General features: G+C 63.1%; 16 protein-coding genes and 1 pseudogene. 3 read left to right on the forward strand and 14 right to left on the reverse strand.

Going from position 1 to position 20,177, the window contains the following annotated elements; translation table 11 throughout:
• Position 1 precedes the first annotated feature (1 nt).
• The 5 genes from AB4Y80_RS04140 to AB4Y80_RS04160 are packed head-to-tail and all read right to left on the reverse strand — an operon-like array spanning position 2 to position 5,681.
• Entirely contained in the window at positions 2 to 1,201 is a 1,200-nt protein-coding gene (locus AB4Y80_RS04140; protein WP_442212068.1) for an LLM class flavin-dependent oxidoreductase, read from the reverse strand.
• Between the two features lie 3 nt (positions 1,202 to 1,204).
• Complete coding sequence (locus AB4Y80_RS04145; protein WP_442212069.1) at positions 1,205 to 2,038, reverse strand: enoyl-CoA hydratase/isomerase family protein; 834 nt, start codon at positions 2,036 to 2,038, stop codon at positions 1,205 to 1,207.
• Positions 2,035 to 3,621 carry a class I adenylate-forming enzyme family protein gene (locus AB4Y80_RS04150; RefSeq protein ID WP_442212070.1) on the reverse strand — a complete coding sequence of 529 codons (1,587 nt, stop codon included), beginning with the start codon at positions 3,619 to 3,621 and terminating at the stop codon, positions 2,035 to 2,037. Before AB4Y80_RS04150 ends, AB4Y80_RS04145 begins: the two co-directional genes overlap by 4 nt.
• The gene (locus tag AB4Y80_RS04155) at positions 3,618 to 4,580 is read right to left on the reverse strand and encodes an enoyl-CoA hydratase/isomerase family protein (protein ID WP_442212071.1); all 963 of its coding nucleotides are present in this window, start codon (positions 4,578 to 4,580) and stop codon (positions 3,618 to 3,620) included. Before AB4Y80_RS04155 ends, AB4Y80_RS04150 begins: the two co-directional genes overlap by 4 nt.
• A 12-nt stretch (positions 4,581 to 4,592) precedes the next feature.
• Positions 4,593 to 5,681, reverse strand: coding sequence for an MBL fold metallo-hydrolase (locus AB4Y80_RS04160; RefSeq protein ID WP_442212072.1), 1,089 nt, complete (start codon positions 5,679 to 5,681; stop codon positions 4,593 to 4,595).
• Between the two features lie 300 nt (positions 5,682 to 5,981).
• On the opposite strand from AB4Y80_RS04160, the gene AB4Y80_RS04165 reads away from it, so the two are divergent.
• Together AB4Y80_RS04165 and AB4Y80_RS04170 are read left to right on the forward strand one after the other, a co-directional pair.
• Complete coding sequence (locus AB4Y80_RS04165) at positions 5,982 to 8,096, forward strand: acetate--CoA ligase family protein (RefSeq protein ID WP_442212073.1); 2,115 nt, start codon at positions 5,982 to 5,984, stop codon at positions 8,094 to 8,096.
• A complete protein-coding gene (locus tag AB4Y80_RS04170; protein ID WP_442212074.1) occupies positions 8,093 to 9,229 on the forward strand; it encodes a flavin reductase in 1,137 nt (378 codons plus the stop codon). The genes AB4Y80_RS04165 and AB4Y80_RS04170 overlap by 4 nt, the downstream gene beginning before the upstream one ends.
• Here AB4Y80_RS04170 and AB4Y80_RS04175 read toward each other — a convergent pair.
• The 7 genes from AB4Y80_RS04175 to AB4Y80_RS04205 all read right to left on the reverse strand — a co-directional run bounded on the left by AB4Y80_RS04175 (position 9,185) and on the right by AB4Y80_RS04205 (position 18,100).
• Complete coding sequence (locus AB4Y80_RS04175) at positions 9,185 to 9,859, reverse strand: TetR/AcrR family transcriptional regulator (RefSeq protein WP_442212075.1); 675 nt, start codon at positions 9,857 to 9,859, stop codon at positions 9,185 to 9,187. The two genes, AB4Y80_RS04170 and AB4Y80_RS04175, sit on opposite strands and share 45 nt — an antisense overlap.
• Positions 9,860 to 9,929: 70 nt before the next feature.
• The gene (locus AB4Y80_RS04180) at positions 9,930 to 10,730 is read right to left on the reverse strand and encodes an SDR family NAD(P)-dependent oxidoreductase (RefSeq protein ID WP_442212077.1); all 801 of its coding nucleotides are present in this window, start codon (positions 10,728 to 10,730) and stop codon (positions 9,930 to 9,932) included.
• On the reverse strand, positions 10,714 to 11,400 hold the full coding sequence (locus AB4Y80_RS04185) for an ABC transporter ATP-binding protein (RefSeq protein ID WP_442212078.1): 687 nt from the start codon (positions 11,398 to 11,400) through the stop codon (positions 10,714 to 10,716). The genes AB4Y80_RS04180 and AB4Y80_RS04185 overlap by 17 nt, the downstream gene beginning before the upstream one ends.
• The gene (locus AB4Y80_RS04190; RefSeq protein WP_442212079.1) at positions 11,397 to 14,078 is read right to left on the reverse strand and encodes an ABC transporter permease subunit; all 2,682 of its coding nucleotides are present in this window, start codon (positions 14,076 to 14,078) and stop codon (positions 11,397 to 11,399) included. Before AB4Y80_RS04190 ends, AB4Y80_RS04185 begins: the two co-directional genes overlap by 4 nt.
• A gap of 57 nt (positions 14,079 to 14,135) precedes the next feature.
• The gene (locus AB4Y80_RS04195) at positions 14,136 to 15,323 is read right to left on the reverse strand and encodes an ABC transporter substrate-binding protein (protein WP_442212080.1); all 1,188 of its coding nucleotides are present in this window, start codon (positions 15,321 to 15,323) and stop codon (positions 14,136 to 14,138) included.
• Between the two features lie 70 nt (positions 15,324 to 15,393).
• Positions 15,394 to 16,662, reverse strand: a complete 1,269-nt coding sequence (locus tag AB4Y80_RS04200; RefSeq protein WP_442212081.1) for a 3-hydroxyacyl-CoA dehydrogenase NAD-binding domain-containing protein — start codon at positions 16,660 to 16,662, stop codon at positions 15,394 to 15,396.
• Positions 16,663 to 17,623: 961 nt separating this feature from the next.
• A complete protein-coding gene (locus AB4Y80_RS04205; RefSeq protein WP_442212082.1) occupies positions 17,624 to 18,100 on the reverse strand; it encodes a hypothetical protein in 477 nt (158 codons plus the stop codon).
• A 191-nt stretch (positions 18,101 to 18,291) separates the two neighbouring features.
• Between AB4Y80_RS04205 and AB4Y80_RS04210 the strand changes: the two are divergent.
• A pseudogene (locus AB4Y80_RS04210) lies at positions 18,292 to 18,576 on the forward strand (IS3 family transposase); the annotation flags it as partial.
• A gap of 420 nt (positions 18,577 to 18,996) precedes the next feature.
• Here the strand turns inward: AB4Y80_RS04210 and AB4Y80_RS04215 are convergent.
• On the reverse strand, positions 18,997 to 19,284 hold the full coding sequence (locus AB4Y80_RS04215; protein ID WP_442212083.1) for an SOS response-associated peptidase family protein: 288 nt from the start codon (positions 19,282 to 19,284) through the stop codon (positions 18,997 to 18,999).
• 646 nt (positions 19,285 to 19,930) lie between these two features.
• Positions 19,931 to 20,074 carry a hypothetical protein gene (locus AB4Y80_RS04220; protein WP_442212117.1) on the reverse strand — a complete coding sequence of 48 codons (144 nt, stop codon included), beginning with the start codon at positions 20,072 to 20,074 and terminating at the stop codon, positions 19,931 to 19,933.
• Between the last annotated feature and the right edge of the window lie 103 nt (positions 20,075 to 20,177).

Consider the following 20,177-nt stretch of genomic DNA (forward strand, 5'->3'; position numbering starts at 1 on the left):
TTCATCGGCCTGAGCCAGGGTAGTTCTCAACCCTTCCGGCCGCCTCGTCGCCGTAGTATTGCACCCTGGCCTTCGACATGGCATCGACGAGGTCCTTCGACAGACGCTCCTGATGCTGCCCAAGGAACTCATAGCTGGCCCTTCGGTTGACGTTGCTCTGCTGGAAGGCGGGGAAAACGTCCGACGCGAAGAGCTCGAAGCTTCGCTTCGTGTCATCGAACGAGGCAAGGTCCCACGAGTTGATGAGATACGTACCAAAACCCCCTGTCTTCTCCACGAGTGAGTTCAGATGCATGATCGCGTGGTCAGGAGTACCGATAACTGCACGACCGAAGCCGGGGACACCCTCGGTAGTCCACTGCTCGATGGTCGAATCGGCACTCCTTGCCCATGCGAACGTGATGCCTAGCAGCTTCTCCAGGTAGTGGCCCATGAACTCGACCTTGGAGCGAACTGCTCGGTGTGCTTCCTCCGTTGTTTCGGCGAGGAACATCGGTGACACGAGGCGCCAATTGGCACGGTTCGCGGCGTGGCCGAACTTGGCGGACTGCTCCTCGTAGATCTTCCAGTTCGTGTCGAGCGCTTCATAGCCGGACGGATCGCCAGCGGCAAGCGACAACAGCGATAAGCCGTGCTCTCCTGCCATGGCGGGTCCAGACGGTGTCGCCGTCGAGGCTGCAACGACCTCGATGCCGTCAGGTGAGTACGGAAGCAGCTGAAGTCGTCCATCACGGAGCTTGAACCAATCGGTGTCGCGGCTGACGGTCTCCCCCCGAAGCAACGGGATGATGACCTCAAGTGCCTCGTTCTGCATGCGGCGTTGCTCGCTCTGGTCGAGTCCGAGCATGTGTGAGTCGACGGGCGTCTTGCCAGGGCCAGTTCCGAGGATGACTCGTCCACGACTCTGGTGGTCGAGCTGGCAGATGCGATCGGCGAGCAGCAGTGGATGGTGTAGCGGGAGCGACGCGACGCCGGTGCCGAGCTTGATGCGCTCAGTCCGCTCAGCCACCGCCGCGAGCATCATCTCCGGGGCCCCGATGATTTCGATGCCTTGGGAATGGTGCTCGCCGTACCAGACCTCGTCGAACCCGACCTCGTCCAGATGTTGCGCGATCGAGATACTGCGACGCRGTTGGAGCGTCGGATTCTTATCCAGCGAGTGATAGGGGGCGAAAAAAGCTCCGAACCTGATGTTGCTCATGGTCTACCTTCCAATTTCTGTGAGCGTGCCGCTGGCCTCGCGGTGCCGGCGGGATGAGGCGTAGGTGGTGTCGAGGAACTGTTCGATCAGCGCCTTCGACTCCGGATGGATGACGGCTTCCGCGATGGCGGCGGACTCGAGGTCAATGGCTCGAGCCACCTCGTCGAGGTCGCCCGAGAGCAATGCTTTGGTGCGCCGGACAGCGTGAGTCGGGACGTGGGCTAGTCGAGTGACGACATCGTCAACTGCCCGTGGTAACTCCTCGAGCGGGACCACCCGATTCACGAGTCCGACGCTGCACGCCTCCGTCGCCGTAAGTACTCGGCCAGTCAGCAGCATATCGCTCGCAAGGCCGGGACCGACCTTTCGAGGAAGCAGGACTGAGACTCCGCAGTCCGGAGTAAGTCCTACGGCGCCATATGCGCCGACGAACTTGGCACCGTTCTGCGCGATGACCACGTCCGAGGCGAGGACGAGACCGAGACCGGCACCAGCGACCGATCCGGAAACGGAGGCGACGACAGGCTGCGGCATGCTGAGCAGGTCCAGCACGGCACCGCCCATTTCGTCCGCCGCTCGGCGCAGGTATTGGTCCGCGGAGTCCGGGTCGAGCATCGCCGACAAGTCCCCGCCAGCGCAGAAAGTCCGACCGTTTGCGGCGAGGACAACCACCGACACGGCTGAATCTTCACCGATCTCGGCAAGGACCTGTCGCAGGCGGGCCGCGGTGTCGAGGTCGATGGCATTGGCCCGGTCCGGTCGGTCGAGGACGATCCGGGCAACGGAGTCCGTGACTGTCACGGCGACACCAGCGACAGAAAGCTCGTGGCTAGTCATGACGAGCGATCCGCCGGCGCACTGTCCGACGCGTCGAGCACGGCTTCGGGCAACTGCGATCGCCCGATCTTCCCATTCGCGACCATCGGCATGACGTCGAGTCGAGTCACCGTCCGCGGGGCCTTCCACCGCGCCAGCCGTTTCCGAGCGAAGACCAAGAGGTCTTCCGCGGACAAGCTCGAGCCTGGACACCGGGTGAACGCGGCGTGCGGCTTCTCGCCGAGGCGGTCGTCCGGTTCACCAAAGACGGCGACCAGGTCAACTTCAGGGTGCTCGCTGATGGCGGCCTCGAGCTCCGCAGGGTAGATGTTGAACCCCCCACTGATGAGCATCTCGCGTGACCGACCGACGAGGAAGAGATACCCCTCGGCATCGACGTAGCCGAGGTCGCCGGTGACGAGCCACCCGTCCTCGAGCTTGAGCTCGCTCGATGCCTCAGGTCGGTTCAGATAACTGTCGATGAGTCCGGCGCTCCGCACGTGGACCTCTCCCACGGCGCCGGTCTCGACCTCTGAGCCATCATCGGCGCGGATGGACAGCTCAACGCCCGGGTACGGCCGTCCGATGGCCCCGGGACGCCAGCCGTCGGTGCCGATGTCACGCGGATCGCCGCCAGCGATGAAACCGGATTCCGTCTGCCCATACACCTGGATGATGGGCACGCCGAAACGCGCCTCGAACCGCTGCGCCAGGGAGGAAGGGAGCGGCGCTCCGCCGCACATCCCGAAGCGCACAGATGACGCAAGGCTGTTTTCGCTGTCGAGCTGGAGCAGCATGATGAACATGGTCGGCGTCATGAATATGTGCGTCGGTGAGTACTCATGCGTGAGTCCACAGAAGCGCTCGGGCACGAACTTCTTCATGATCACCATGGGCCGCCCTGCCCAGATGGCGAAGGCAGCGGCGAAGAACCCACCGGTGTTGGCGATTGGCAGACACACGATATTCGGGGACGAGGCGCCGCGCTCGGCAGAGAGCGGACCAGGATCCTTCGCGAGACCACGAGCCTGGTTCTGCATCGTCAAGATCGTTGAGCTATGCGAACGAAGTGCGCCTTTGGGCTGTCCCGTGGTGCCGGACGTGTATAGCACGAGGCAGTCGTCAGGCACGCCCGGAGGAACCGTCGAGGGCGTCGGCAGCGCTCCATTCCTCGACGATCCCAGACCAAGCTCCCAGACGGGAACCGAGACTCTGTCATCGGATGAGATCACCTCGAACTTCTCCGGTTCCGCCACCAACAGACGCGCCCCGGAGTCGTCCAAGGAGTGAGCGACCTCCGTGGCGGTCATGCCCCCGTTGCTGGGAACCACCGCACACCCCGCGATCCAGCAACCGAACATCCACACCAAGAAGTCGGGTGTTCCGTCACCGTAGAGTCCGACCCTGTCGCCGGGCCGCAGCCCCGCATCGACAAGACTGCGCGCGACCTCATGCGACTGCTCGCGCAGCTGCTTGAAGGTCAGTGACGCAAATCCGTCAGCATGGACCGCCCAGCGGCCAGGGTCGTGCTCTGCCCGGAAGTCGAGAAGGTCCGGAAGGGTTGCGATCGCCTCGCGGGCCTTGGCAAGAGATCTGTGGGTCACTCCATTACCGACTCTCGAGTCGAGCCCATCCGGAAGTAGGGAGGAACGAGACTGTCGCGCTCCTGGACCGCACCCCGAACTCCCTTGTCGCGCCGGGCCTTCAGGAAGTTCCATTCCCCCTCCCGGAGGCGTTGGTTGGTCATCCAAGTGTGACCGACAACGCCGAGCTGCTCACCGATTCCGAAGCCGCGGGCGTCCATTACGATGTCAAAAATGCTCTTACCCATGGCGATGCCGTCGAGCGGCATGACCGACAAGGCCTCAATGTACTCGTTGACGATAGGGCCGATGTCCTCAGGCTTCTCCACACGCCGTGTGACGAAGCCGTAGTCCTCTGCCTCCTTGGCGTTGAGCGGTCGGGCGGTCAGCACCATCTCCTTCGCCTTCCGAAGCCCGATGAGGTCCGTCAGCTGGGCAAAGTTCGTGATTGGGCCCAGGTAGCGCCAGGCCGGGTGCACGAACGAGGCATCGTCCGAGCACACGACGATGTCGGACGCCAGCGCAAACTGGTAGTGTGCGCCGTAGCAGTACCCCTGTACTTCGCAGATGGTGACCTTGAGCGATCGCGCGATGGTCTGCTCGTATCCGGTGCCACCAAAGATGACCTCGCGGTCCGGCAGCATCCGCCGGAGCTGGCTCGGCGGCTTGGAGCCGGCCTCGCCGTACCCGATGTACCGCCCGAGTTCGTTTACGTGCGCTCCGACACCGAAAGCGGTACCCACGCCAGCGAACACGATGACCTTGACCTCTTCGTCAGCGTCGGCGCGGCGAACGAGCTCCGAGACACGTACGAACGACGCCACGGGAAGCGCGTTCATCGTGTCCGGGGAGTTGAACACGATGCGCACGAGACTGCGCTCGGGGTCCTTCCAGTACTGCACGGCCCCCTCAGGAGAGGTGCTCGTGAAGTCCCCGATCGTGTACGTGAACTCCTTCTCGTCAATTAAGGTCAGACTCATACTTCCTCCAGGTTATTTGTGGGTAGACAGTGAATTGGGCATGTCAGGGTGCTCCTCGAAGGCGCACGTCTGGACATCGATCCGGCTGAACCGAACGACGCGTCCGTCGCTGATCGCGCGCGCCCTGCCAGTCCGTTCGAGCTCGCGCAGGTGGGCGTGGGTCTCGACCACCGCGTAGGTCATGTGCTGCGCGGTGAGTGAGGATAGCGGCGTCTCCCGTCGCGTCCATGTGGATCGGCTCGCGACCTCGAAGGCAGATGACGGCGCCTCGTCGATGTAGGACTCTATGAGCTCCAAGCGTCGCTGATGGTGGTCGAGGATGTCGAGCACCCGGGCGTGAACGCTTGCACCAACCGCACCATGTGCAGGCAGCAGGACCCCGTCGGGCAGTTCGACCAGCTTCCTGAGCGAGGACAGGTAGGTAGCCAGCACGTTCAACGGAGCGACTGGCTCCAATCCGATCGACGGCGTGATGGCCGGGAGTACGTGGTCACCGGTGAAGTATAGACCGGCATCTGCCAAGTGGAAGACCGTGTGGCCAGAAGTGTGGCCGGGTGTTGCGATCGAGGTGAGACGGCCGGGAACGCTCGCCGGAAAGCTGGTGTCGGCTCCAATCCAGCAGTCAGGCGCGCCTACGGATCGATCGATCTTGAATGTTGCCATCTCGTCCTCGAGCCTTTGCGAGAGCTCGAGACCCGCCGCACCAGACTCCGCGAGGAGCGCCTGTTGGGTCTCGAAGGGCTTACGCGCTTTGTCCGAGAGCGCCTCGACCGAGCGACGCTCGCCCTCACCGAGCCACCACCGGAACGGCACCTCCCGCCTGAGCTCAATGGCCAGACCGTAGTGGTCGCCGTGGAGGTGGCTTACCAGGACGTCGGTGACGTCTGCGAAGGACCGCCCCAGGCTCCTCAACGCTGTCGTAAGCGAACGTCGCGATTCCGCCGTGGCGACTCCCGGATCTATGAGGGCGATTGCGTCGCCTTCACCGAGGAGTACATAGGAGTTGACCGCCTTGAGTCCGGCAATGGGAAGGGGTAGAGGGACCCGGAAGACCGAATCGGTGATTTCCTCAAGCCCCCGCTCGAACCACTGACGGCGCATGCCACCTCCTAATTAACTAACTGTTGGTCAAATAATGCCAACATGCCTGGAGCTTTGTCAACGGTCCGCGTGACTCATTGGAAATGCGCGGTGAAGAACAAGGCCCGGAAATGGGTGGTTCGCTTACGGTCGAACTGTTGACGCTAACGGCCAGCAATCAGGGCCCCGGACCCCGGCCGTCCATGCGGGCACTTTCAAATGATTCCCCGAAGAAAGCTCTGCGCGCATCTTGACATGATTGCCCACGATCCCTCAGGGTAATAATTAACTAGTGACCAGTTTTCTCACGTAAGGACCCCGATGTTCACCGATCTACTCCCTCTGCTGCGTCCGACCTCAGTCGCTGTCGTCGGCGCGACCGACCGGCTGGGCGCAGCGGGCCAGATCGTGATGAGCAACCTCGCAACGGCGGGCTATGCGGGGACGGTGGCGCCGGTGAACCCCGGCCGGGAGACGGTCGGGGGGCTACCCGCGTACCCGACCGTCTCCTCCATCGGCCACGAGATAGACTGCGTGGTCATCGCGACGCCGCGCGACTCCGTACTGCAAGCCGTCCGCGATGCCGGGGAAGCCGGAGCCCGCGGCTGCATTGTCTACACCTCTGGTTTCGGCGAGAGTGACGCAAAGCAAGGGTCACGCGACGAGGCGGAGCTCCGCAGATTGGCCACCTCGTACGGCATGGCCCTGCTGGGACCGAACTGCGTAGGGCTCATCAACTTCGTCGACCGCATACCCTTGACATTCAGCGGTTCGGGCGGCGACCTCGTTCGCCACAACCAGGCAGCTGCATCCGGCTTGGCCGTGGTGGCCCAGAGCGGCGCTCTCGGGCAATACGTTCTTCACGCTCAAGCCCGTGGCGTCGCGTTCTCCCACTTCGTCAGCACCGGCAATTCCGTCGTGCTGGATGTGGGCGACATAGTGTACGCGATGGCGGACGACCCGCGGGTGTCTGCGATTTGCCTGACCTACGAGGGCCTGCGTGAATCGAGCCGCATACTCGACGCACTGGACCACGCCAAAGACCGGTCAGTCCCAGTGGTGGTGGTCAAGGCCGGCATGTCGTCCGCCGGCGCGACTGCCGTCTCATCACACACCGGAGCAGCGGTCGGGGATGCGCGCGCCACTCTCGCTGCACTGGAGGCACGGTCGGCGATCATCGCCCATGACCTCTCGACGATGGTCGAAACGGCGCAGTTCCTCGGCAAGAATCGCGACCGGCGCCCGAACGGAGAGGGGACGGTGATCGTCAGCGGTTCGGGCGGCGCCGGGGTGCTCGCTTGCGATGCCGCCGAGAGACACGGTGTCACACTCGCGACGTTGCGAGCCGAAACTGTTGACGCGGTGGGGACCGCGATTCCCAGCTACGGAGCCGGCGGGAATCCGATCGACGTCACGGCCACGGACACGACGGGGACCGCGATTGGCACCTGCGTGAGCATCGTCGGCGACGCGAAAGAGACCAGCAGCGTCCTGCTGCCGCTCGGGGTTGCGCTGCATACGTCCGACATCGAGAAGCGGCTCTCGCGTGTGATCGAGGCGAGTGAGAATCTCGCGGTTCCCCTCGCAGTGACGTGGATGAGCGAATGGCGAGATCCACAGGTGCTTGCAGTTCTCGAGCGCCATCGCTCTATCTCCTTGTTCTCCGACCTGGACCGCGCCTGCCACGCGATCCGGGCGTGGCATCGCATCAACACGCGGGAGGCCTGGCCGACGGCCGCCGCCGGACCTGTTGCTTCGCCCCTCCAGCCCACCGGAGGTTTGGTAAATGAGGTGCGGAGCGCAGAAGTGCTGCGGGACCGCGGGGTGGTATTCGCCCCGATGATCCGGCTCGACCCCGACGGGTCCCATCCTGATCTTCAAACCTGGAGCTACTACCCCGCCGTCGTGAAGGTGGTGTCTGACGACATCGCTCACAAGGCAGCTGTGGGCGGGATCGTGTTAGGAGCCACCAGCACCCCGGACATCGCTCAGGCGGTCCGCAATATTCGAGACAACGTGACACGCAACGCCCCCGATGCCGCCATCGATGGGTTCGTCGTTCAACAGATCATCACCGGCTCCACCGAGGTCCTCGTCGGCGCTGTCCGCGACCACCAATACGGACCGGTGCTGGCCATCGGTCCCGGCGGTGGCGGCGCGGGAGCTGGACAGGAGATCGGAGTCGTCGCGGCTCCGGCAACTCGTCACCGCATTGTCGAGCTCATTCGCCGCACTCCGGGCATCGCGCATCTTTCATCGGCCGCACAGGAACATCTGGCCGGAATCCTCCTCGGAGTCTCTGACCTGATGATGGAGCAACCGGACGTCTCGGAAGTGGAGATGAACCCCCTGATCGTCCGTGCCAGCGAGCCGTGGGTCGTGGCTGTGGACGCTCTCATCCGTACCACTACGCAGACCTCGGAGGTCACGGCATGACATTCATCGATTCAGCACGATTCCGCGAGGTCCTGGGTCAGTACCCGACCGGCGTCGTGGTCATCACGGCTACCGACAGCGGGGTACCGATCGGTATGACCGTGGGCTCGTTCGTGTCGGTTTCGCTCGATCCCCCGTACGTCGCGTTTCTTCCGGATCGGAACTCCTCATCGTGGGCGGCTCTGAAGGCGTCCGGCACACAGTTCTGCGTGAACGTCCTGGCAGCCGAACAGGAAGAGGCCTCCCGCCTCATCGCCACACGGAAGACAGACAAGTTCGTCGGGATCGACTGGACTGCGTCGCGCAGTGGGAATCCTGTGATCCACGGGAGTATCGCCTCCATCGACTGCGAGATTGTCTCGATTGCCGGAGCTGGGGACCACGAGATCGTGGTGGCACGGGTCGTGGATCTCGACGTGTTGAGCGCCGCCTACCCGTTGCTCTTCTTCCGTGGTGGCTACGGATCGTTTTCGCCGCGCTCGATGGCTGCACGGGACGTGGACATCATCGACCAGCTCGGTCAGGCCGACCGGTTCCGGCCGCAGATGGAGTCCTTGGCGGCCCGGTTCGGATCCGAGGTCACGGCCGTCCTCCTGAAGGGCGACGACTTGGTGCTTGCAGTGTCCGCAGGGCGGGTGCCGCGGACGTCGATCCCATCCCGAGTGGGGCGACGCATCCCCTTTGCACCACCGATCGGCAGCGTATTCGCCGCCTTCGGCGGGTCCCAGGTGCGCGAACCTTGGCTGTCGAAGGCAGCCGCGCTGTCGTCGATGGATCGCGAGGACGCCGAGACGATCCTTAGGACCGTCCGGGACCGCGGATACTCGGTGACGTTCGGCCACGCCCAGAGCAACGAACTGGAGAAGGTCGTGGCTGGCGCCCAAGTCGGGATGAGCGCGTCTGTGTTGGAGGACGCGGCACGGCTATACAACCCCGCCTCGTTCGACTCGATCGACCCGCGCGACCTCCGCTCAATTAGCGCTCCTGTGTTCGGACCGGAGGGCGACGTCGCGTTCAACCTGACCCTGTGGAACGAGCCAGCGGCGATCAACGACACGGATGCCTTGCACCGGAGAGCGGACGCGGTGCTAACCACCGTTCAGGACGCCACACGAGCCGTCCGCGGCGACTGACCCTGACTGCGATACGAGGCCGATGAGTGTGAACACCTCGCCAACCATGTCTGAGCGGTCGGACTGAGTCATATTCGGTCGCCACCGCGGCAGGTGGTTCAACAGGCCGATGAGGTGATGGGCAACGTGGCGCGGCTTGATACCGACTGGCCCCAAACCGGCCGACTGCACCTCGGAAACCAGTTGCTCAACAACGTCAATGTAGCGCCGGCGCCATTGGACGACGCCGGCGCGGAACTCGTCGTCGACCGACTCGACTTGCGGGAGCTGGGCCCACAGTCCCGAAAGTTCTGACACGTCGACGACGTGCTCGTCGCAGACCTTAGCGAGCCGGTCGAGGACCGTCCCGCCTTGGGACGCGATACGTGCCGCCCGTTCGGCGGCCTGATGAAGAAGCGTGATGTGGCACTCGGTGTAGAGCGTGGCCTTCGACTTGAAGTGGTAGTGGATCGCCGCCGGAGTGGCGCCACACGCGTCCGCAACGTCCTTTACCGAGACTCCGGAGTACCCCCGCTCCGAAAAGAGCCTCCGCGCCGCAATGATCAGCTGATTCTTCAGTTCGTCGTCGCCCCAAGTACCTGCCGGTGGACGACCGAGACGCTTGCGCGCGGATGATTGGATCGTGTTCATGTGTCACCTCCGATTCAACGTCGGGACAGATTACAACCGCACGGCGGCCTTCCCAACAACTGATGGGAAATCAGTTTTCCCGGTGCGCTAAGTGTAGCCGGACATCGGGATAACCGGCGGTGGACCAGCCACCGTCGACCTGGATCTCCTGCCCGGTGACATACGAGGCGGCGTCACCCAACAGGAAGCTGATGACCCCAGCCACTTCGTCTGGCGTCGCCGCCCTTGCAGCAGGGATCGCTCTCATGAACTCGTCTCGGAGTGAATCCACACCCAGCAGTCGCTCCGTCATGGGTGTCTCCGTCAGACCTGGGGAGACAGCGTTCACTCGAATGTTCTGCGAAGCCAGCTCGAGCGCGGTCTGGCGCGTGAGCATCACGACGGCTGCCTTGGAGGAGCAGTACGCCGCGCTCAGATGTGCTGGGATCGAGGCGCTGATCGAGGCGACGTTGACAATGCGACCTCCGCGATCGCGGCTCCGCCAGTGTCGCGCGGCCGCCCTGGTCATGAGGAAGACGCTCGTGAGGTTGAGGGCCAATACGTGGTTCCACTCCGCGAGCTCGAGGTCGGTAATTGCCGCGGCGCGCGACCCACCGGCTGCGTTTACCACAGCATCGGCTGGCCCCACCTCGCGGTCGCACCAGGCGAAAAGACCGTCGATGGCCGATTCAGATGTCACATCGGTCGCACGATAGCTGGTCGAGTTGCTGGCGTGGTCTGCCGGTTCGTTGACGTCAGCCACGACGACTGCGGCTCCGGCCCGAGCAAGCAACGATACACAGGCCGCCCCGATCCCGGACGAACCGCCGGTTACGATGATGGTCTTGTCCGAGAAAATCCCCGGCTCGATGGCGTTAGAGGTAGAGGTCACGGATTTCATCCTTGCGGCCGAGCAGCGTCTCCGCGTCGTCGACGAGCTCAAGCTTGCCGCGACGCATGACGGCGCCCCGATCGGATCGCCGCAGCACCGCGTCGATATGTTGCTCGACGACGATCGCGCCGAGCCCGTCCTGGCGACTAGCCTGCGCAATGACGTCGAAGATCCGCCGTACCACCATCGGTGCCAATCCGAGTGACAGCTCGTCGGCTAGGAGCACACGAGGCTTGCGCGCCAAGGCTCTCGCCACCGCCAACATCTGCTGCTGCCCACCGGACAGCAGGCCCACCTGCCGCTTCAGGTGCGGTTCGAGCTCGTCGAAGTACGATAAGGCCGATTCCGGCTTGAGGCCGGCCGCTCGGAGGTTGTCCAGCACCGTGAGGTTCATGAACACGCAACGCTCCTGCGTGACGAATGACAGTCCCGACCGTGCGCGAACGTGGAGCGGACTGTCGACGCGTCGACCCAGCAGCTCAACCGTTCCCGCGCGTGGTTTGATCGCGCCGGCGAGTGCGAGCAAAGCGGTCGTTTTTCCGGCCCCGTTCGCGCCCAGCAGGGCGATGGTCTCGCCCTCATGCACGTCAATCTCAAAATCGCGCACGAAGCTCTTCGGCCCATATCCCGCGCTGATTCCGCGAGCAGAAAGCACCAATGCGGCGCTCATCCCGTCACCTCTTTCTTCTCAGCCTCGTCCGAGGTACCCAGATAGCTCTCGATCACGGCAGGGTCGGATCTGACTTCATCGGGAGTTCCCGAGGCTACGACCTCTCCTCCTCGGAGCGCGGTCACACGATCGCTGACGCTCATGACGAGATCGACGTCATGTTCGATCAGCAACACTGCGAGTCCAGCATTCTCGACGAGCCGTCTGATCAGCGCCTTCAGTTCGGCGGTCTCCACCTCGTCCAGGCCCGCAGCCGGCTCGTCCAGCAACACCACGTCCGCGTCCGTGGCAAGTGCGCGAGCAATGGCGACCAGGTGACGGGTTCCGTAGGTTAGGTCACTGATCTTGTGCTGGAGGTGAGCTTCCAGCTCGAGGAAGCGGATTGCCTCGATGGCTGAAGCAGACAGTTCCGCTCGGCGGGGGAGGAAGAGATCTCTGAGCACGCTGGGGCGGCGCGAGATCTCGGAGGCAACCAGGATGTTGTCGTAGACGGTCATGTCGTCGAACAGCTCGAGGTTCTGGAATGAGCGTCCGATACCCGCCCGTGCCCGCTTCTCGGGCGAGAGCCTGGTCAACGTCCTGCCGCCCAACAAAAGTTCTCCTTTATCCGGCTTGGTGAAGCCGCTGATCACATCCAGCAACGTGGTCTTGCCAGCGCCGTTGGGCCCGATCAGTCCGTGAACCGTTCCTGCGGCGACGGTGAGGGAGACGTCCGTCAGCACGCGCGACCCGCCGAAAGCCTTCGATACGGAATCGATCCTGAGGGTCGACCGCGCGCGGACCGTCTGCTGCGGAGCTGCAGCGGGAAGAACGAACGCATCACTTTTCCGCGGGCGCTGAAGTCGAGCGCGCACCAAGGTTCCGAGATCACGGAAGACGGAGACCACGCCGTCGGGGTTGAGGAGGATGGTGATGAGCAGGAGGAGGCTGCTCACGAGGGGGAGCCATGCGAACTGATCGTTGTAGATAGTCGCGATGAGCTGGTTGCCCAGCCCGCCCGGCGCGAAGATCGACCCGACGAGGGGTCCGACGAGGTAACCGACACCCCCGATGACCACCCAACCGAGCTGGTAGATGGACTCGAGTGGGGCGAAGTTCGTGGACGAGACCGCCGTCGACCTGAAGGTCAGCAACACACCGCCGACCGCGGCGATGAACGAGCTGAGCAGAAACGCCTTGGTCTTCGCCGACCGCACACTTATGCCGAGCGAGGCAGCCGCACGCTCATTTCCACGGATGGCGAGGAGGTGACGTCCGAACTGACCCCGTCGTGCGTTCCCGACCAGCACCAACGTCAGGGTGATCATCACCAGAGCGAACGTGATGTATGCACGCGGATCGATAAGTGCCGAGAGATCGATCCCGAAGAACGACGGAGGCGGCACCACGATGACCTCGCTCCGACTGAATAGAACCGCGAACAGCAAGATGTTGAAGCCGAGCGTGAGGATCGCCAGACTCGCTCCGCGCATGCGTTGTGCCGTCAGCGCCAGGAGGTAACCAGCGGGCAGTGCCGCGAGCCCGCCCAGGAGAAGCAGCAGCGGGAACGGCATGTCATACCGGCTCGCCAGCTGAGCTGCGACCACTGCGCCGATGCCGGCCATGGAGAACTGGGCCAAGGACAGCTGACCGGCATAACCGGTGACCACGACCACGGAAAGGAGAGGGAGAACGATCAGGGAACTCGTCAAGAGGGCCTGATTCCACTCAGGCGAGAATCCGGCCCATACGAGAACCACCAGACTGGCGAGTATCCCGACTGTCGGAAGGGGACGAATCAGACCCGACCCCACGGATGGCAACTTGGTCCCGACGACACCGCGGGACACCACCGACTGCCCTCGCAGCAGCATGAGGACCACGAGGATCGCGAACGTCACCATGGTGCTGACGCCTCGCGCGTCGGAGTATGACGAGACCGTCGACTGCGCGACCCCGATGAACACTCCCAAGATCATCGCGAGCGGGATCGACACCAGCCCACCGCCCAGCGCCGCCGCCAGGACCGGGACGAGCAGTCCGACGAAGCTCAGCAGACTAAGCCCACTCAAGGGAGCGGTCAACGCCCCCGCCAGCCCTGCCAGGGTGCCGCCGATGAACCACGTCGTCACAGACACGCGGTTCGCGTTGATGCCCAGCGTGGCAGCGCCCATAGGGTTTGCAGCGGCAGCCGTAGTGGTGATCCCGAAGGTGCTGTACTTGAAGAACGCCCACAGCACGACGGTGATCACGACGCCGACGACCAACAGCAACAGCCTATCGCCGCCCACGAACCGGTCGTCCCAGAGGCCGACCGGATCAGCAGGGAGCATCGTCTTGGCGTTGCGCGCATCGCTGCCATAGACGAGCAAGAGCGTCGACTGAATTACGCCGAGGACGGCCGTCGAAGCGATCAGCTGGGTCAGCGGGGAGGCATTGGTCAGTGGCCTCATGACCGCGAACTCGATCGCCAGCCCGGCGACCCCGGTGGCAACGGCCGCGACGAGAACGGCGACGAGCGTTGGCATCCCCCAGGACGAGAGCGTGTAGTAGAGGTACGCGCCGAGGCTCGCCTGGGCAGCGTGGGCGAGGTTGAGCACACCCGTACCGCGGTAGACCACGACGAGGCCCACTGCCAGCAAACCGATGATGGCGCCGGGCCCGACTCCGAGCAGGGCGAAGAAGAAGAAATCTGACATTGACCGTTCCTGGGGTGAGGGCGGGGCCGGCCCTGAGGACCGACCCCGCCAGCGGCGCTAGTTGGAGACGAACGGGTTGAAGAACTCCAGTGGCTCGAACCCTCCGTTGGTGATCTTGCTCGGGAACGCGACTGGGGTGACCAGGCGCGGGTACTCCTTCAGAGGACCCGGCTTGTCGAACGAGAGGGAATCGACCCACATGAACTTGTGATCCTTCAAACCTTGGAAAGCCTGCAGGACGGACTCTCGCGTAATCGGTCCGTCGATTTTCTCGGCGACCTGGGCGAAGAGGTGCACGGAGGCCCAGGCACGCATCCCGACACCCGCAATAACCTTCTCCTCCGGGGCGTACTTCTTCATCGCCTCGTTGTAGGCCTTGGCCGTGTCGTTCGTCGGAGCGGTGGACGGGATACCGTTGACCACGTAGTTGCCCTCGACGCTCTTGGGCCCCGCCTCGGCGATCAGGGCCGTCGAGACACCGCCGTCACTCATCACGGTCTTGAGGTCCGAATTCGTGGACGCCAACGTCTTCCACAGCGCAAGGTTCTGGGTCTGTCCCATTCCTGAGACGATCGCCTCGGCGCCTGCATCGCGAGCCTTCGCGAGGTACCCGCTGTAGTCCGTGGCCTCCACGGGGACCACTATCGTCTGGACGATCTCCCCGCCAGCGGCCTGCGCGCCGGACTTGAAGAATTCCTCCAGGTGACCGGCGGTGTTGTTGTCCGTGAGGAAGACCGCAATCTTGCTTGCATGAAGGTACTTCTTCGCGACCGCCGGCATCGCTGCGTACCCTGGAACACCCGTGTCCATGAGGAAGCTCGACGTGCTCAACGTGTCCTCAGCCGTCACGGCGTCGGGCCCGATGTTCGCGAGCTTCGCTGCCTCCAGGATGGGGTTGATCTGGCCACCGAAGAGCGAGAAGCCGCCGACCAAACCAACATACTTGTCACCCTGCGCGGCCGCTTGGGCGCACTTGATGGCCGTGTTCGGGTCGTTGGCCTCGTTGCATGTCGTCAGCTTCAGCTCTCGCCCGTTGACACCGCCGGCGGCGTTGATCTCCTTGACCGCGGCCTCGGCAGACGTCTTCATAAACGGCAGGGAGGTGCTTGGCCCTTGCACGTCAGTGAGCTGGTAGAGCTCGATCGGCCCATCTTGGTTTGCATTCTTGGATCCGTTAGCCGATCCACATCCAGCGGTGAGGAACAGCGCCGCTATTACAGCCACGCCGGCAAGTCGTCGATTCACTGACACTCCTATTGTCTCGGGCACCCCCTGGGCGAGCCTTGATCTGCCCAGGCCAAGCACCACCAATTAACTAACTGATGTAAAGATAGTTTGGAAGGCGTGTGACGTCAACCATATCTTTTGTAGCTCGGGCGTGATTGAAAGCCTTGCCCTCAGCGGCCAGACGCACCAGCAATGGAGCCGGCTCCCATTCGGCCGGCGTGAACCGGCATAACTGCGACAGCACGGTATCCAGTCCGACAGTGTCGGCGTACAACATAGGACCGCCACGATGCCTTGGGAAGTCGCACCCGGACGTGTACACCACGTCGATATCGGAGGCACGGAGGGCAATGCCCTCTTCGAGTATCCTGGCTCCCTCGTCGGCCAGTGCGAAGATCAACCTTTGCACGATCTCGTCGGGCTCGAAGGTCCGCGATAATGTTTGATTCCTCTTGTGGAAGGAGGCCAGCGGCCAGTCGACCACCGGGCTCGGCATCGCGTCGCGACGTCCCTGCTCGTAGTCATACCAACCCGCACCGGTCTTCTGACCGAAACGTCCCATCTCGCATAGTGTGTCGGTGATCTCGTCGCGCCGGGCATCCGGCTGCTCGGCGTAATGGCGCTTGCGGATCGCCAAGACGATGTCATTTCCTGCCAGGTCGGCCATTCGGAAAGGTCCCATCGCCAGACCGAAGTCCTCCATTGCGGAATCGATCTGGATCGGCGTGGCCACGCTTTCGAGGAGGTCCCTGGGAGCGAATGAATATTTTGCAAGCATGCGGCTACCGATGAAACCTTCGCATACACCCGATACCACAGCCGTCTTACCGACCCGCTGCCCGACTGCCAGCGCGATTGCCAGCGCGATTGCCAACACGTTGTCCGCGGTCTTGATTCCACGCACCACCTCGAGCAAGGCCATGACGTTCGCGGGACTGAAGAAGCGCATGCCCAGTACGTCCGCCGGTCGGGTCGTGATCGCGGCGATCGCGGCGACGTCGAGGGTTGAGGTGTTGGACGCGAGGATCGCTCCCGGCTTCATCATGTCATCGAGTTGGGTAAGGACCGCCCGCTTGACGTCCATGTCCTCGAATACGGCCTCGATTACCAGGTCGCAGTCGGCTATGTCTGCGTAGTTCAGCGTCGGCGACAGCAACTTCATCCGCTGGTCTGGTACGTCTGAGGTGAGCTTCCCCTTGTCGACCTGCGCCTGATAGTTCCGTCGAATGACGCCGATCCCACGTTCGAGTGCTTCTTGCTTAGTTTCTAGGATTTTCACCGGACGTCCGGCATTGAGGAAGTTCATGGCGATACCGCCGCCCATCGTTCCGGCGCCGATGACGGCGACGGTATCCATTGCGTGGGTCCGGGTTTCGCGCGGGATGTCCGGAATGTTCCGGGCGGCGCGCTCGGCGAAGAAGGCGTGCCGAAGGGCCGCCGACTGATCGGGAGCCCGACCTTACTGGAGGCCGTCGCGACACGGTGGTGCGCACCGAGAGCGGTTTCGTCCAGAGCGCGCCGGAGGTCGTAAAGGATGCCCTCGCGGGTCGCGTGGCCCAGTTCATTGACCGGAGGATTGTCGAGCCGGATGGTGGCGATTTTACCGAGGAGACTGTATTGGGTGGCCATGAGGCAGAATTTCTTTCGCTCTAGCTGGGTGGTTGGATGTGTAGGTCTGCGGTGCGGACGGCGATACGGTGAAGCGCATCAACCCCTCCGGGACTGGACATCTCCACGAGTCCCCTGCAGTTTCGAACAGCCTGCCCTCGCTCAGAGCGTGCCCGCTTCTGCGGACGGCGACCGTATTGCAGCCATTCCTCGACACGAAACGGACGCATGCACCAGACGGCGTGATCGAGGGACGTATCCTACGGTGGGCGGGGCGGATGCGGCAATCGCGCTGCGCCCAGGAGCGCCATGTCGCTGAGGTAACAGCATGAACACAGACTTGACGTTCACGTCCATGTCCATGTCGAATCCGGAGTCGACTCGTCGATCGACGCCACCTAGGTGGGACTGGCCTTGTTGACAAGTGGCATCCAGGCCTGGAGTGATCCGCTCGACGAGGCTCTCGATCCCCTCGTCGATGGCTGGGTCCGCGTGGTGGGCGATGCACGTTCCCAGGTGGGAGCTCCTCGGCCGTCAGCTGGCATACGTCAGCTTTGCGCGAGGAAATGATGCTGGTGGACGTGGCTTCCAAGAACCCGCGAGCAATCATCAGAATGATGCCATGGGAGCCGCCGATCACCAGCACCGTCTTCCCGGTGATATCGAAGAACGCCCCGCTCCCTCTCCAAGCATCAGGGGACCTCGAACAGTCAAGCGGCGCCCATGCCGCCGCCGACGCACATGGTGATGACGACGTAGCGGACGCCTCGGCGCTTGCCCTCGATCAGCGCGTGACCGGTTAGGCGTGCCCCTGTCATACCGTAGGGGTGGCCCACCGAGATGCCGCCACCGTCGACATTGAACCGTTCCGGGTCGATCCCCAGTTCGTCGCGGCAATACACGGCCTGCGAGGCGAACGCCTCGTTGAGCTCCCACAGGCCGATGTCGTCGATGGTGAGGTCGTGAGCCTTGAGCAGCTTCGGGACGGCGAACACCGGGCCGATGCGCATCTCGTTCGGCCCGCAGCCGGCCACCGCGATCCCTCGGTACAGACCCAGCGGCGTCAGCCCGCGTCGCTCGGCTTCACCGGCTTCCATGAGGACGGACGCTGACGCGCCGTCGGAGAGCTGCGAGGAGCTGCCGGTTGTGATGCTGGAGTGTGCCGTGACGGTGCCGTGGGCCAGCACCGGACGAACCCATCCAGGGTGGTGGAGGCCCGGTTGCCTTCGTCGCGGGTCAGGGTCACGTTCTTGCTGTGCACCTCCCCGGTCGCCTTGTCGGTGACCGTCTTGACGCTCGGCAGTGCGACGATCTCCCGGTCGAATCGACCGGCGTTGGTTGTCCTTCAGCGCCTCCGAGGTCGACATGGCCTGCTTCGGTGCTCGGCTTCTCCAAGCAGGTGTTCTACGCATGGAAGGCGGCCCGGTGACGGAACGGGATTGGGCCGATGCGCACCTGGTCAACGCCGCGCTGTTTGTCCACCGGGACGGCCCGGCGTTCGGTACCGGTTCATGCAGGCGAGCTGAAGGACCGTGGACTGCTGGCGTGTGAGAACCGGGTCCAGCGGTTGTGCAGCAACCAGCGGATCTTCTCCGTGTTCGCCAAGAAACGCGACCTGACAGGCGAAAGGTCGGGACCGCCGCCATCATCGGGACTGGTGCAATGCCTATCCATTGCAAACCGTCCATAGTGCACACAGATACCGACGGGAGAAAGGTGCCGGACTCTAACTGGCTACATGAGAAAACGCCCCGCCCTGGTCTCGAATCAGGGCGGGGCGAAGTCGTCGCATGAGCGCCCAACCGGCCGGGGGACCGGCGAGGCGCTGTCAATGCATACGCGACTGAAGCCGGACCGGTGGCGTGACGCCTTAGGGATTGCGTGTGACTCCCGGTCCGAAAATCAACCTTACCGACAATAAACCCGACGTTCCAGGTACGCAAGTAAGTGGAGAGCTGACTGTTAACTGTGAGTAGCCTCGTAAAGGTCATAAAAACGGCAAGATGGGTCACCGACCCGGATCCCACGGGCGACCAGGCGTCGATGGAACTCTTCGAGACCCCCACGAAGAAGGTCACGTCAGCTAGCTGTTGGAGGACGTCAGCGACCACCTGGCTGGTTCCAGCCGACGCACTGGTACTGTGCCGTCTTTGGCTGACTCAAGCACCACCGGCACGCGGGTCGTGGGCTTGATGTTCCACGCCAGTCCAGGAAGGTTCTCTGCCGCTTCTTGGACATTGAACAAACGCACCCGGTCAGCTGTCGCCCGGGCCACTACGATTCGTCCACACATGATCCCAGTCTGCACTGACCGGCAGCCAGCTGGGATGGCCAACTGGTCATCGCCTCGGGCTTGAATACGAAAGACCATCAGGGCGGCACATCAGAGCTAACTCTGCGTGAGCCATGGGCCGGGTTCGGTTGTATCAATGGAGAGCCCTCGCTTACGCCGTCTCATCTCTTCCACAGCGGCTCGGCACAGAGGCACCAGGAAAGAGACAGCAGCGATCAAATAGGCGATGAGAGACAGTGCAAGTATCGAAATGGGAACGATGAAAAAGGGACTCGACACCCTGGGCTTGGTTATGAGCACGACCACGGCAATACAGAAAAACTCGCCACCCATGAACAGATGGACGAACCCCATGAATCTTCGGAAGCGGTTGAAGTAGTACTGGCCCTTGTTGCCCATTCGGCCCGTATTGGGCGACCCTATAGGGGGTGGTGCGTTCGAACTCATTGTCCTCCCACTTTCGATTTGCGGGGGCGGCCACCAGCGCCAACCTTCAGTCTGCCACCAATAGTCCCGGACCATGCTTATCCCGACATCGTCCCGAATATCTGTGACGCGACCACACAGCCCTGAGAATGTCCCGCAAAACGTTCCGCATCCAGGGCGCTGGGATACGGCGACAACACTGACTCACACACGGCTGGGAAGGTCGGAAGCTGGTCAGTGCAGACACATTTGGCTGGCACCTACCCGTTTTTGTAAAGCCGACCCGCCGTTTCCAGCATTACCGGCAGCCAGTCGGATGGCCGCACCGGAGCGGGCTCGACCGTATTGAGCTCCTCATTGATGGAGTCAAAAAATCCTTGCCGGAAGGATAGCTGTTGGGTACCCGGATCAGCCATACCAATCCCCGGGGCCGTGGCGGTATGCCCGCCTCTGCCGGAGCGAGGGCACATCATGGGTTGTGCTCCGACACACGATGTCGCCAAGTGAGCAGTCGGCGATCCGGGAAGTGTGCGCTGCACAGCAAT

Source organism: Specibacter sp. RAF43, assembly GCF_052114065.1.
Taxonomy (GTDB): Bacteria; Actinomycetota; Actinomycetes; order Actinomycetales; family Micrococcaceae; genus Specibacter.